Source organism: Rhodococcus sp. S3 (assembly GCF_058211795.1).
On record NZ_CM177074.1, the window covers coordinates 3,040,749 to 3,054,245 of the forward strand.

Annotated in this window: 13 protein-coding genes; 1 reads left to right on the top strand and 12 read right to left on the bottom strand. The window is 69.0% G+C overall.

What is annotated here, in order from left to right; translation table 11 throughout:
- Positions 1-2: 2 nt before the first annotated feature.
- Positions 3-911, bottom strand: a complete 909-nt coding sequence (locus AC0LPE_RS14220; protein WP_016691814.1) for an RluA family pseudouridine synthase — start codon at positions 909-911, stop codon at positions 3-5.
- Between the two features lie 14 nt (positions 912-925).
- Positions 926-1,540 carry a signal peptidase II gene (gene lspA / locus AC0LPE_RS14225; protein ID WP_016691813.1) on the bottom strand — a complete coding sequence of 205 codons (615 nt, stop codon included), beginning with the start codon at positions 1,538-1,540 and terminating at the stop codon, positions 926-928.
- 66 nt (positions 1,541-1,606) lie between these two features.
- Between lspA and AC0LPE_RS14230 the strand changes: the two genes are divergently transcribed.
- Positions 1,607-2,563 carry a hypothetical protein gene (locus AC0LPE_RS14230; protein WP_229565038.1) on the top strand — a complete coding sequence of 319 codons (957 nt, stop codon included), beginning with the start codon at positions 1,607-1,609 and terminating at the stop codon, positions 2,561-2,563.
- An 82-nt stretch (positions 2,564-2,645) separates the two neighbouring features.
- Here the strand turns inward: AC0LPE_RS14230 and AC0LPE_RS14235 are convergent, their stop codons facing one another.
- The 10 genes from AC0LPE_RS14235 to ftsZ all read right to left on the bottom strand — a co-directional run bounded on the left by AC0LPE_RS14235 (position 2,646) and on the right by ftsZ (position 13,316).
- Positions 2,646-3,152 (bottom strand): WKL family lipoprotein, encoded by a 507-nt coding sequence (locus AC0LPE_RS14235; RefSeq protein WP_006554127.1) that lies wholly within the window; start codon positions 3,150-3,152, stop codon positions 2,646-2,648.
- Positions 3,153-3,274: 122 nt separating this feature from the next.
- Positions 3,275-4,585 carry a DNA polymerase IV gene (locus AC0LPE_RS14240; protein WP_160875902.1) on the bottom strand — a complete coding sequence of 437 codons (1,311 nt, stop codon included), beginning with the start codon at positions 4,583-4,585 and terminating at the stop codon, positions 3,275-3,277.
- Positions 4,586-4,709: 124 nt separating this feature from the next.
- Entirely contained in the window at positions 4,710-7,868 is a 3,159-nt protein-coding gene (ileS, locus tag AC0LPE_RS14245) for an isoleucine--tRNA ligase (protein ID WP_490604709.1), read from the bottom strand.
- Between the two features lie 260 nt (positions 7,869-8,128).
- The gene (locus AC0LPE_RS14250; RefSeq protein ID WP_490604710.1) at positions 8,129-8,401 is read right to left on the bottom strand and encodes a hypothetical protein; all 273 of its coding nucleotides are present in this window, start codon (positions 8,399-8,401) and stop codon (positions 8,129-8,131) included.
- 63 nt (positions 8,402-8,464) lie between these two features.
- Positions 8,465-9,319, bottom strand: a complete 855-nt coding sequence (gene wag31, locus AC0LPE_RS14255; RefSeq protein ID WP_016691808.1) for a DivIVA-like cell division protein Wag31 — start codon at positions 9,317-9,319, stop codon at positions 8,465-8,467.
- A gap of 151 nt (positions 9,320-9,470) precedes the next feature.
- Complete coding sequence (locus AC0LPE_RS14260) at positions 9,471-9,761, bottom strand: YggT family protein (protein WP_006554132.1); 291 nt, start codon at positions 9,759-9,761, stop codon at positions 9,471-9,473.
- Positions 9,762-9,917: 156 nt separating this feature from the next.
- The gene (locus AC0LPE_RS14265; RefSeq protein ID WP_160875770.1) at positions 9,918-10,580 is read right to left on the bottom strand and encodes a cell division protein SepF; all 663 of its coding nucleotides are present in this window, start codon (positions 10,578-10,580) and stop codon (positions 9,918-9,920) included.
- A gap of 32 nt (positions 10,581-10,612) precedes the next feature.
- The gene (locus tag AC0LPE_RS14270; protein WP_016691806.1) at positions 10,613-11,347 is read right to left on the bottom strand and encodes a YggS family pyridoxal phosphate-dependent enzyme; all 735 of its coding nucleotides are present in this window, start codon (positions 11,345-11,347) and stop codon (positions 10,613-10,615) included.
- Positions 11,344-12,090, bottom strand: a complete 747-nt coding sequence (pgeF, locus tag AC0LPE_RS14275) for a peptidoglycan editing factor PgeF (RefSeq protein ID WP_490604711.1) — start codon at positions 12,088-12,090, stop codon at positions 11,344-11,346. Before pgeF ends, AC0LPE_RS14270 begins: the two co-directional genes overlap by 4 nt.
- Positions 12,087-13,316: a cell division protein FtsZ gene (ftsZ, locus tag AC0LPE_RS14280; protein ID WP_160875766.1), complete on the bottom strand. Its 1,230-nt coding sequence runs from the start codon at positions 13,314-13,316 to the stop codon at positions 12,087-12,089. Before ftsZ ends, pgeF begins: the two co-directional genes overlap by 4 nt.
- Between the last annotated feature and the right edge of the window lie 181 nt (positions 13,317-13,497).

Sequence of the window (13,497 nt, forward strand, 5' to 3'; positions counted from 1 at the left end):
GGTCAGGCGTTGCGCAACACGGCGAGCGCGTGTTCGAGATCCGGCGGGTACTTGCTGGTGATCTCGACCCAGTGCCCACGCGTGGGGTGCGAGAACCCGAGGGTGCACGCGTGCAGCCACTGCCGCTCGAGACCGAGACGCGCCGCGAGACGCGGGTCGGCTCCGTAGGTGAGGTCGCCGCAGCAGGGATGACGCAACGCCGAGAAGTGCACCCGGATCTGATGGGTGCGACCGGTCTCGAGATGGATGTCGAGCAGGCTCGCGGCCTGGAACGCCTCGATCGTGTCGTAGTGCGTCACGCTGGGCTTGCCGTCTGCGGTGACCGTGAACTTCCAGTCGCTGCTGCGATGGCGGCCGATCGGGGCGTCGATGGTGCCGCTGCTCGGATCGGGATGCCCCTGGACGAGCGCGTGGTACCGCTTCTCGACCGTGCGTTCCTTGAACGCGCGCTTGAGGACGGTGTAGGCACGTTCGGACGTCGCGACCACCATGACGCCGGAGGTGCCCACGTCGAGCCGGTGCACGATGCCCTGGCGTTCGTGGGCGCCGGACGTGGAGATCCGGTAGCCGGCGGCGGCGAGGCCGCCGATCACCGTCGGTCCGGTCCAGCCGACGCTCGCGTGGGCGGCGACACCCACGGGCTTGTCGACCGCGACGATGTCGTCGTCGGCGTAGAGGATCTCCATGCCCTCGACGGGCTGGGCCTCGATGGTCAGGGGGCGGGGCGGCTCGGGCAGTTCCACCTCGAGCCAGGAGCCGGCGGACAGTCGGTCGGACTTGCCCACCGCCGCGCCGTCGACCACGACGGCGCCCTCCTCGGTGAGCGTGGCGACCACGGTCCGGGACAGACCGAGCAGGCGCGCGAGGCCTGCATCGACACGCATCCCGTCGAGCCCGTCGGGTACGGGCATCGCGCGGGTTTCCCTCACTGGTGTGATTCCTTTCTCGTTTCGTCCGCATCCGGCGCTGCGCCCCGGCCCTTCGAGGCACCACCGTCGGGTTCGACGCCGAAGACGGTCAGGGCCACGAGCAGGATCGCTCCGCACACGATGGCCGAGTCGGCGACGTTGAACACCGGCCACCATCCGACCGACACGAAGTCGACGACGTGGCCCTGCAGCGGTCCGGGCGAGCGGAACAGACGGTCGGTGAGATTGCCGAGCGCTCCCCCGAGGACGAGGGCGAGGCCGAGTGCCCACCATCCCGATCTCAGGGTCCGGCCGATCTTCACGACACCGACGACGACGGCGATCGCGACCAGCGTGAGCAGCCAGGTCATGCCCGTGGCCATGGAGAACGCGGCACCGGGATTACGGACGAGTGTCAGGGTGACCGTGTCGCCGACGATCGAGATCGGGTCGGCGGGGTCGATGTAGTGGACGGCGAGCACCTTCGTCACCAGATCCGCGACGTAGACGACGAGCGCCACGAGCAGCAGCGGCCGCAGCATGCGCCGGCCGATGGACGGGGACGGCTCGTCGGCACGACCGGGAACCGGCGTCTCCGCGTCGCGGTCGGGTCGGGAAGCTTCGTTCGTCACCGCTCCATCATCCCCTACCGGACGACCGCGGCGGTTCCCCCACCCGCCGTGGCTACCCTGGGTGGCGTGCCTGCGCTGTCCAGATTCCCCCGCTCGGGGCCATGTGCCCTCGCGGCTGTGCTGTCCCTCTCCGCTCTCGTCGCCGGTTGCGGTGGTCCTTCGGACGGCGCGCCCGCCGTCACGGCGGCGACATCGACGGAGGTGACGGTGCCGGTGTCGGCAGTGACCACGACGGTGCTCGACCCCGGCGCCGAACCCCGATCGGTGGTGCGGCTCGCACCCGAGGCGGGAATGCAGCAGGGCGTCGTCCTCACCACCCGGTCCGAGGTCTTCCAGCGCGTCGGCGACGACCCGCAGCAGGACTTCTCCACTCCCGAGCTGACCCTTCCGCTCTCGGCGACGGTCGAGCAGGCGGTCTCCGACGAGAATCCGAGCACCGTGGTCGACATCACCGTCGGATCGGCCACGTCGCCGGACGAGACGCTCGGCTCCGCGCTGGCCGATGCAGAGGGTTCCGGAGCCGGACTGACGATCGGGCCGACCGGCGCGATCAGTGCGCTGCGCCTCGAGCCCGCTCCCGATGCGGCGAACATCGCACGGTCGGCGATCGAGCAGGCGTTCTACCAGGCCGTCTACCGCATCGTCTCGTTCCCGGAGGAAGCCGTCGGTGTCGGCGCCGTGTGGGAGATCCACCAGCAGGTGATGAGCGCGGGGATCACCCTCGACCAGGTCGGGACGGCGACGCTCGTCGAGCGGGACGACGACCGCATCACGGTCGACGTGAGGGTCGAACAGACACCGCGCGAGTCCACCTGGGTGCTGCCGAACGGGCAGGGCCGTCTCGACATCGAGCAGTACACGATGGCCGGTGAGGGGTCGATGACGATCGACGCGTCGCTCCCCCTGCCCGTCGGCGGAGAACTGACGGTGCGGGGCGATCAGACCTACGTCGAGCCGGACGGCGGAACACGCCTGTCGCAGTCGCAGGTCGACCGGGTGGGCTGGAACACCCCGGAGCAGTAGTCCGGGAGACGGACCGACGAACGCCGACGGCCGGCGCGGACATTCCGCGCCGGCCGTCGGGTCGTTCGGGACGAGTACTACATCACGCGCAGGCCGGGGACTGCAGCTGCGCCATGTTGATGACGATGGAGCACGCGTAGTCCTTCGACACCTTCCAGGTGCCGTCCTCGGCGACGAAGTCGACCGTGCCGAAGGACGGCTGGTCGCTGCCCGCGAGCGCCATCTCGACACCGGCGGTGATCGTGCCGTTCTCGTTGTCGGTCACGTCGACGACGTTGACCTGCACACCGGCGTCGTTGGCCGCCTGGGCGACCATGTTGATCAGCTCCGGATCCTCCTCGGCGCCCTGGACCAGGTCGGTCTTCTCGGCGGCCGGGACGCTCAGGTCGAAGGCGCGCGCGAGATCGGCGTTGAGCTCCTCGACGGTCGGCACCGGCGGGTAGTCGACGGCCGGGGCCGCGGCGGTCGTGGTCGTGCTGGTCTTCGCGGTCGTCTCGGAGGAGCTACCGCCGTCGTCCGAGCTGCAGGCGGACATCGTGAGGGCGGCGGCGAGCGCCACGGTGGCGACGGTGATCTTGCGAAGCTTCAACTTCTCGTCCTTCTCGTTCGGTCGTGCACGATGTGTTCGTCGTGCTCGGTCATCCGGCAGCGGATCGCCCGCAAGAGTACCCGGCGGTAGTAAGAAGACCATGAGGGCGCCGGGAACATGTTTCAGTTCAGGCTCGCGAGCGGATCGGCGACAGTGAGGTCGGGATCGTTCTCGTCGAGCGTCCGCGCTGGTCCCGGACCCGTGCTGCGTGTCTCGAAGCGGACGGTGACCACACCGTGCCCCGCACCCTGCACCCATCCGTGCCCGAATTCCGGATGGCAGACGTCGGCGCCCGGCGTCCACCGCGTGGCCGGTCCGCTCGCCGCGACGCGCTCCTCGTCGTCCTCCTCGGCCGGCCCGGTCTCCTCGGTCGTCGTCCGGTCCAGTTCGGGGAACAGGGTGTCCTGCGCGATCGCGGACAGACCCGCATAGCCCACCCCGACGAGCCGGACGGGACCGATCTCGAGGGGATCGAGCGCGAGGCGCTGGGCGGCGGCGGTGAGCACCTGCACGTCCTCGGTGGCGTAGGGCAGGGTCGACGACCGGGTGAGCACCGACATGTCGGCCTTACGCAGCTTGAGCACCACCGTGCGGGCGGCACGCCCGTCCTTGCGCAGGCGCGTGTGCGCGGCGGTCGCGGACGCGGCGATCGCCCGTCGCAGTCCGGGCATCGCGACGATGTCCGTGGGGAAGGTGGTCTCGGCGCTGACCTGTTTCGCCTCGGCGCGTTCGGCGACGGGCCGGTCGTCGAATCCGTTGGCGAGCCGGTGCAGTCCCGGCCCGATGGTGCCGCCGAGGATCGACGCCGCCTCGGCGACGGGCAGCGCCGCGAGATCTCCGATGGTCTCGATACCGAGTCGCCGCAACCGGTCCTCGGCCACCGGACCGATCCCCCACAGCTTGCGCACCGGCAGGCTGTGCAGGAGCGGAAGTTCGCCTTCGGGCCGGACGACGAGCAACCCGTCCGGTTTCGCGAGACCGGATCCGATCTTCGCGATCTGCTTACCCGATCCGGCTCCGATGGAGGCGACGAGACCTGTTTTCTCCCTGACGTGTTCGCGTAGCTCCGAACAGAAGCGTTCGACCTCGTCGGCGTCGGCGCCGGCCAGTTCGAGAGGTTCGGCGAACGCCTCGTCGAGCGAGAGGGTCTCGAGGATCGGGATCCGGGCGCGCAGGGTGTCGAAGACGAGTCCGCTCAGTTCGCGGTACAGGATTCCGCGCGGAGGCAGCATGACCGCCGCCGGTCCGACGAGGCGGCGTGCGCGGCTCATCGGCATGGCCGAGCGCGCACCGTAGACGCGGGCCTCGTAGCTCGCGCCGGCCACCACCCCGCGGGCACCGAGCCCACCGACGAGGACCGGCCGGCCCCGCAGGGTCGGCCGGGTCAACTGCTCGGCGGACGCGAAGAACGCATCGAGATCCAGGTGCAACACCCAGCGCCGACTCACGGAAGCGGGCACGTGTCGAGACTAGTGCGCCGCACCCACACGTCCGGTGGGAGGCCGCAGGTCGGTGCTTCCGGAAGGGCACTCGGCCCTTCCGGAAGCACCGGCCCGGTCACGCCTTGACGATGGACGCGCGGGTTCCTTCGCCGAGTTCGATCGCCTCGCCCTCGGGAGCACCGAGTTCGAAGGTCGTGGCGAGGATCTCGCCGGCGATCAGATCCCGGTGGCGGGCAGCCCATTCGGCGCGTTCGGCGGGAACCTCGAACCGCACCGAGATGCGGTCGGAGACCTCCAGGCCGAGGTTGCGGCGCGCGTCCTGGAACTCGCGGATGCGGTCCTTGGCCCAACCCTCGGCCTCGAGTTCCTCGGTGACGGCCGTGTCGAGGACCACCAGGCCGTTGCCACCCGGCAGCGCGGCGGTGGATTCCGGCTCGGCCGCGACGAGACGGCTGGTGTACTCCTCGGGCAGCAGGGCGATGCCGGCCGCGGTGACCGTGCCGTCCTCCGCCTGCGTCCAGTCGCCCGCCTTGACGGCCTTGATGACCTTCTGCACGTCCTTGCCCAGACGCGGACCGGCGGCACGCGCGTTGACGACCACCTCGAACCGGCCGTGGGCCTCGACGTCGTCGGTGGTCACGACCCGCTTGACGTTGACCTCGTCCTTGATGAGGTCGACGAACGGATCGAGATGCGACGAACCCGGCGTCGCGACCGTCACCTCGGGCAGCGGCAGCCGCACGCGCAGCTTCTGGGCCTTGCGCAGCGACAGCACGGTCGAGCACACACCGCGCACCTCGTCCATCGCCGCGACGAGCGCGGGATCCGAGGGCAGGTCGTCGGCCGCAGGCCAGTCCGCCAGGTGCACCGACCGGCCACCGGTCAGACCCCGCCAGATCACCTCGGAGGCCATCGGCAGCAACGGCGCGGCCAGGCGCGTGACGACCTCGAGCACCGTGTGGAGGGTGTCGATCGCGTCGGTGTCCTCGTCCCAGAACCGGTTCCGGGAGCGGCGCACGTACCAGTTGGTCAGCGCGTCGCAGAAGGTGCGCAGCTCGTCGCACGCCCCGGCGATGTCGACGGTCTCGAGTGCCTCGGTGATGACGTCGCGGGTCTGCGCGAGCTTGGCGAGGATGTACCGGTCGAGCACGTTCGTCGAATCGGTCCGCCAGGTGCCCGGCTTCGACGCGTACAGCTGCAGGAAGCTCCATGCGTTCCACAACGGCAGCAGCGCCTGCCGCACGCCCTCGCGGATGCCCTGCTCGGTGACGACGAGGTTGCCGCCGCGCAGGATCGGCGAGGACATGAGGAACCAGCGCATCGCGTCGGAGCCGTCGCGGGCGAAGACCTCGTTGACGTCGGGGTAGTTGCCCTTCGACTTGCTCATCTTCAGGCCGTCGTCGCCGAGGACGATGCCGTGGGCGGCAACGCATTTGAAGGCGGGACGGTCGAACAGCGCGGTGGCCAGGACGTGCAGCGTGTAGAACCAGCCGCGGGTCTGGCCGTTGTACTCGACGATGAAGTCGCCCGGGTAGTGGGTGTCGAACCAGTCGCGGTTCTCGAAGGGATAGTGCACCTGGGCGAACGGCATCGAGCCGGACTCGAACCAGCAGTCGAGGACCTCGGGGACGCGACGCATGGTCGACTTCCCGGTCGGGTCGTCGGGATTCGGCCGGGTCAGTTCGTCGATCATCGGCCGGTGCAGGTCGGTGGGCCGCACACCGAAGTCGCGTTCGAGTTCGTCGAGCGAACCGTAGACGTCGACGCGCGGGTACTCCGGATCGTCCGAGACCCACACCGGGATCGGGCTGCCCCAGTAGCGGTTACGGCTGATGTTCCAGTCGCGGGCGCCTTCGAGCCACTTGCCGAACTGACCGTCGCGGATGTGTTCGGGCACCCACGTGATCTGCTGGTTGAGCTCGACCATGCGGTCGCGGAAACGGGTGACGGCGACGAACCACGACGGCACCGCCATGTAGATCAGCGGCTGACCCGACCGCCACGAGTGCGGGTAGGAGTGTTCGATGGTCTCGTGCCGCAACAGCTTTCCGGCGGCCTTGAGGTCCTTGATGATGACCGGGTTGGCGTCGAAGACCTGCAGGCCCTCGTAGGGCGGCACCATCGAGGTGAACTTGCCGCCCGGATCGAGCGGCTGCACGAGCTCGATGCCGTTGCGCTGGCAGTACTCCATGTCCTCTTCACCGAAAGCCGGTGCGAGGTGGACGATTCCGGTACCGGACTCGGTGGTGACGTAATCGGCGGCGATCACCCGGTGCGCGTTCTCACGGCCGGTGAAGAAGTCGAACGGCGGCTCGTAGGCGAGGCCGACGAGGTCGGTGCCGCGGTAACAGCCGAGCACCTCGGGCTCCTCGCCGAGTTCGCGGGCGTAGTGGCCGAGACGGTCCTGCGCGAGCACGTAGGTCTTGTCGTCGGCGCCGCGCACGGCGACGTACTCGATCTCGGGGTGCACCGCGATCGCGAGGTTGGACGGCAGGGTCCAGGGCGTGGTGGTCCAGATGAGCGCGCACGCGCCGTCGAGTTCGGAGCCGGGTGCGCGCAGCACCATGTCGACGGTGACCGCCGGGTCCTGACGCATCTTGTAGGCGTCGTCGAGGCGGGTCTCCTGGTTCGACAGCGGCGTCTGCTCGTACCAGCTGTAGGGCAGCACGCGGAAGCCCTGGTAGATCAGGCCCTTCTCGTACAGCGACTTGAACGCCCACATGACCGACTCCATGAAGTCGAGGTCGAGGGTCTTGTAATCGTTGTCGAAGTCGACCCAGCGGGCCTGACGGGTGACGTAGTCGCGCCACTCACCGGTGTAGCGCAGCACCGACTGCTTGCAGTAGGCGTTGAACTCGGCCAGTCCCATCGAGTCGATCTCGGACTTGTCCTTGATGCCGAGCTGCTTCTCCGCCTCGAGCTCGGCGGGCAGGCCGTGGCAGTCCCAGCCGAAACGGCGGTCGACCTTCTTGCCGAGCATGGTCTGGAAGCGCGGGACGACGTCCTTGACGTAGCCGGTGAGCAGGTGCCCGTAGTGCGGGAGGCCGTTCGCGAAGGGCGGGCCGTCGTAGAAGACGAACTCGTCGGCGCCGTCGCGGTTGCGCAGCGAGGCCTCGAAGGTGCCGTCGGAGGCCCACTGTGCGAGCACACGCTCCTCGAGCGCCGGGAAGTCGACACCCGAATCGCGCGGCAGGTCGTAGTCGACGCGCGGATATCCGGCAGTACTGCCGGCGGTTGCTGCGGTGGGATCCGGTGCAGCGTGGTTCTCGGTCACAGCGTGGCTCCTCCGTGCCTGGATACGTCTCGGCACGGGGACGATCGCCGTACGCGTGCACGGCCACCGCGGTACCACCCCGCTTGCACGTCCCGAGGGACGGCCACTCGTTCGGGCTGTGACGGGCCCACCCGTCCGGTTCTACTGGGCGACCGGCAAGGTCGCCGTTCTTCCGGAGGCTCCCCGGTGATGGCCGGATCGACGCCGCCCGCGATCGCGGGATCGAGCTTCACGCTCGGTGATGCATATTGTAGGACGCTTCAGCGATCCGACGAATTCCGGTCGCCGGGACGCCGGCGCGGTGCGCGTCGACCGGGACGTCCGCCCGAGGTGCCGGCCTGCCCGACGGAACGGGGATCGGCACACTCACCTTCGGCCGAACTCCGTCCGCCGAGTGCGCTCGCCAGCAGGAGCACCGCTCCCACGACGCACACCGCGATACAACCCCATGCCCAGAGCACCGAACCGGTCATCAACGCGATCACGAGAAGACCGAATCCGACAGCTGCGAGTACCAGCGTGACGACGAGCACGACGCTCCTCCTCTACCGAGGTACAGCACCAGGCCGTACAGCACCAGCCGGAGAGACCGTCGGTCAGCTGTTGCCCTTCGCGAAGGACGACGATCCGAACGACGACGACGAGTTGGACTGGTTGAACACTTCCTGTCCACCGTCCACCGGAACGGCGGAACCGCGCTGCTCGAGCTCTTCGAGCTGCGACTCCAGGTAGGACTTCAGGCGCACCCGGTATTCGCGCTCGAACGTCTTGAGCCGCTCGATGCGCTCCTCCAGCACCGAACGCTGCTGGTTGATCGTGGCCATGATCTCGGTGTGCTTCTTCTCCGCGTCGGCCTGCAGCGCATCGGCCTTCTCCTTGGCCTGACGCAGCTGGGTCTCCGAGCGGGTGCGCGCATCGGCGAGCATCGCGTCGGACTTCTGCCGCGCGTCGGCGATCATCGCCTCGCTGCGGGTGCGGGCGTCGGAGACGAGCTGCTCGGAGTTGGTCCGGGCGTTGCGCACGAGCTCCTCGGCCTCGGCCTTGGCGTCGCCGGTGAGGCGGTCGGCCATCTCCTGCGCGAGTCCGAGGACCTTGGCGGCCTGCATGCTCGCGTCGCCGCTCGACGGTGCCGCGGCGACCGGGGCGGGTGCCGGAGCCGGCGCCGGAGCGGGTTCCGGCTTGGGTGTCTCCACGACACGTGCGGGTTCGGGTTTGGACGGGGCCGCCGGCGCGGACGACGACGCGCTGCGCGGCGCCTTCTTGGCCTCGGCGAGCTCCTGGTCGAGTTCGGCGACCCGCTGACGCAGGTCGGCGTTCTCCTCGATGAGGTTCGTCAACTCCTGCTCGACGAGATCGAGGAAGGCGTCGACCTCGTCCTCGTTGTAACCACGCTTCCCGATCGGAGGCTTGCTGAACGCGACATTGTGCACATCAGCTGGTGTCAGCGGCATGGAAGGATCCCTTCACGCGTCGAGTAAGCGGTCAAGCAGGCGTTCTGAGTAATCGACAGTGCGTTACGCGTATCAAAACCCACTGTATATGGCACTCCATTGTGGCACACGGCAGCTCCGGGACGGCCCGACACGACGTCGGACACAGGCATCATGCTGCGCCGCCCCTGGGCAGGAATGCCATGAGGAAATACACGATGAACAGCAAGACCATGATGGACAGATCGAGCCGTACACCACCGAGATTGAGCGGCGGAATCAGTCTCCGCAGCAGCTTCACCGGCGGATCCGTGACCGTGAAGATCGCCTCGAGAACGACGACCACGAAGCCGGACGGCTTCCACTCCCGCGCGAAGGTTCTGATGAACTCGACGATGATCCGTCCGATCAGCAGAAGCCAGAAGATGAACAGCAGGAACCACAGCACCTCGAAAACGGCCACCTGCCCACAATGCCCGACGATGACGGGTCGATCAAAACCGAAACGCCCGGCCTGCAGTGATCTGCATCATGGCCGGGCGTGTCGGGACGCTCGAGGGACAGCGGCGGGCATGCGGCGACGGACGTGCCGTGTGCACGCCTGCGCAGCGCGCGTCGACTACTGCTGGTTGTAGAAGCCGGTCTCGGCGATACGCCGACGTTCCTCGGCGGAGACGTCGATGTCGGCGGGCGAGAGCAGGAAGACCTTCGTGGCCACCTTGTCGAACGAACCGCGCAGCGCGAAGGCGAGCCCGGCCGCGAAGTCGACGAGACGCTTGGCGTCGGCGTTGCTCATCTCGACGAGGTCCATGATGACCGGCGTTCCGTCGCGGAAACGCTCACCGATCGTGCGCGCCTCGCTGTAGTCGCGGGGGCGCAACGTGGTGATCTTGGACAACGGACCTCCCTCGTCGAAGAGCGCACCACGCCGAGGCTCGGCACGCTCGAGCCGGCTCTCGGCCGTCAGTGGTGCACGGCTGGGAACCGCGCGGGCCGGGGTGGGCGCCGGACGGGGGCTGCGGGCCGTGATGGGTTCGACCCGCGGACGCGGTGCCGGCTCGTACCGGTCGAACTCGTCGTGCTCGAACTCGCGAACCGGTTCCTCGCGGTGCGACGGGGCGTACTCGTCGCGGTGCGACGGCGCGTAGCCGCCGTAGGTGGCCTCGCCGTAGTCGCGATTACGGTCGCGGCGGCCACTCGCCGGATCGTCGAGGTACTCGTCCTCGTAATCCTCGAGCGGCACCATCCCGAAGTACGCCTTGAACTTGTGGAGTGTGCTCATCGATCGCCTTTCCCTCGCGCGGCGGATGTCATTCAGGCTAACGGTCGATACCCCAAGACGGCCGTTCCGACACGCACGCACGTCGAACCCCATCGAACCGCGTGTTCGAGGTCACCCGACATGCCGGCGGACAACTCCGCCGCCGCCGGGTGGTCCTGCAGCAACCGGGCGTGCATGTCGTGCAGCTGCTCGAATGCCCGCTCGGGCTCCCACCCGAGCGGCGGCACCCCCATCAGGCCTCCGAGTTCGAGGACCTCGGACGCGGCGACCGCCTCGGCGAGGGCGGGAAGATCCTCGGCGACCACGCCACCGCGCTCCCGATCGCCGTCGAGGCTGACCTGCAGCAACGCCCGCAGCGGGGCGGTGCGTTCGCCGGCGTCGAGGGCGGCCCGCACCCCCTTCTCGAAGGCCTGCACGAGACGGAGACTGTCGACCGAGTGCACCGTGTGCGCCCAGCGGGCGACGGCACGGGCCTTGTTGCGCTGCACCCGCCCGATCATGTGCCACTCCACCGGCGCGGTGACGCTCTCCCGGAACTCGGCGATCTTCGCGCTCGCCTCCTGCTCGCGGGACTCGCCGAAGCGTTCGCATCCCAGCTCGTGGAGGAGCACGGCGTCGGAGGCGGGAAAGAACTTGGTGACCGTCAGCAACGCGACGTCCGACGGATCACGTCCGGCCGCGCGCGCCGCGGCGTCGAGCCGCTCGCGTACGGCGGCGAGACGTCCGGCGAGTTCGTCGCGCCGCTCCTCGGAGGTGGGGGCGCTCACGCCGTTACCTCCTCGCCGGCCTCCTCGAGCCAGACGACCGAGGCGAACCGACCCGTGGGTGCCGAGCGCCGGTGGCTGAACAGAGAGGTGTCCTCGATCGTGCAGCGCGGATCCTCCACCACGGCGGTCACGCCGTGATCGGCGAGCTGGCGGCGCAGTCCGGCACGCAGGTCGAGTCCGGGAGTACCGCGGTTCGTGCGGGTCGCGCTGCCGGGCAGGTGTGCCTCGACATCGGCCCTCATCGCCGCGGGCACCTCGTACTGCCGGCCGCTCGCGGCCGGTCCGAGCAGCGCGCCGATGCGATCGGGGCGGGCGCCGAGATCGACCATGACGTCGAGCACGCGCGGGAGGATCCCGATGCGCGCCCCCACCCGGCCGGCGTGCACCGCGGCGATCACCCCGGCCACCTCGTCGGACAGCAGGATCGACACGCAGTCGGCGCTGAGGGTCACGAGCGCGAGCCCGGTCTCGCGGGTGACGAGCGCATCGGTGGCAGGAACGGGTTCGGACACCGGCCCGTCGACCACGGTGACGTTGCGGCTGTGGATCTGTTCCATCCAGACGAACCGCTCGGGCGGCAGCCCGATGACGGACGCGAGCCGCCGCCGGTTGGCGGCGACTGCGGCCGGATCGTCACCGACGTGGTCGGCGAGGTTGAAACTGTCGTACGGAGCTGCGGACACCCCGCCGGCTCGTGTGGTCACGACCCGGCGGGCGCGCAGCAGGCGGTGCGGAGCCGTCAACGGCGCATGAAGATCGGCACGTCGACGTCGTCGTCACCGTCGTCGTCGATGTCCACACTGCGAGGTGCGTTGCCGCCTCCGGCCGGCGGCTGGTTGCCGACGGGGGGCTGCTCACGCACCGGGGTGGGTTCGACGGGCTCGCGCTCGGGACGGCCGAGTTCGCCGGCACGCGCCACGCCGATCGCACCGGGCCGACCGGTCGGCTGCTGCTGTTGCTGGGGCTGCTGCTGCGCCTGTCCCGGCTGCTGCTGCCCCACCTCGACGGGACGACGAGTGGGCGTTCCGCCCTCGAAACCGGCGGCGATGACGGTCACGCGGACCTCGTCGCCGAGCGAGTCGTCGATGACCGTGCCGAAGATGATGTTGGCGTCGATGTGCGCGGCCTCCTGCACGAGCGAGGCGGCCTCGTTGATCTCGAACAGGCCGAGATCGGATCCGCCGGCGATCGACAGCAGAACACCGCGCGCGCCTTCCATCGACGCTTCGAGCAGCGGCGAGTTGATCGCGGCCTCCGCGGCCTTGATCGCACGACCCTCACCGCGCGACGAACCGATGCCCATCAATGCGGAGCCGGCACCCGACATGACGCCCTTGACGTCGGCGAAGTCGACGTTGATCAGACCCGGGGTGGTGATGAGGTCGGTGATGCCCTGGACACCGTTGAGGAGCACCTCGTCGGCGGAGCGGAAGGCGTCCATGAGGCTGACGGCGGCGTCGCCGAGCTGGAGGAGCCGGTCGTTGGGGATGACGATGAGCGTGTCGCAGGACTCGCGCAGCGTCTGGATGCCGGTGTCGGCCTGGCTGCCGCGGCGCTTGCCCTCGAAGGAGAACGGACGCGTGACGACACCGACGGTGAGCGCACCGAGCTTGCGGGCGATGCTCGCGACGACGGGAGCGCCGCCGGTACCGGTTCCACCACCCTCGCCTGCGGTCACGAAGACCATGTCGGCGCCCTTGAGCACCTCTTCGATCTCGTCCTTGTGATCCTCGGCGGCCTTGCGGCCGACCTCCGGGTCTGCGCCGGCGCCGAGTCCGCGGGTCAGTTCGCGGCCGACGTCGAGCTTGACGTCGGCATCCGACATGAGCAGGGCCTGCGCGTCGGTGTTGACGGCAATGAACTCGACTCCCTTGAGTCCCTGCTCGATCATGCGGTTGACCGCGTTCACGCCGCCACCGCCGATACCGACGACCTTGATTACGGCGAGGTAGTTGTGCGGGGGCGTCATGTGCTCTCGCCTTCCTGAAGTTCCGGGTGGTGCATGGTGTCCGGGTGGTGCTGGGTCTGGGTCTGGCTCGATGTCGGTCACGTCCGCCGGTCGGGCGGACGGCTCCGCAGCGCGCTGCCCCGACAAACCCTCAACCACAGCTTGAAGGTTATGTCAAGTAACGCGACTGTCCGAAACGCTA

What these genes read in the sequence shown, in the direction of transcription:
- AC0LPE_RS14220 (WP_016691814.1), bottom strand. Translation starts at nt 911, where the DNA reads ATGCCCGTACCCGACGGGCTCGACGGGATGCGTGTCGATGCAGGCCTC.
- wag31 (WP_016691808.1), bottom strand. Translation starts at nt 9,319, where the DNA reads ATGCCGCTGACACCAGCTGATGTGCACAATGTCGCGTTCAGCAAGCCT.
- AC0LPE_RS14265 (WP_160875770.1), bottom strand. Translation starts at nt 10,580, where the DNA reads ATGAGCACACTCCACAAGTTCAAGGCGTACTTCGGGATGGTGCCGCTC.
- ftsZ (WP_160875766.1), bottom strand. Translation starts at nt 13,316, where the DNA reads ATGACGCCCCCGCACAACTACCTCGCCGTAATCAAGGTCGTCGGTATC.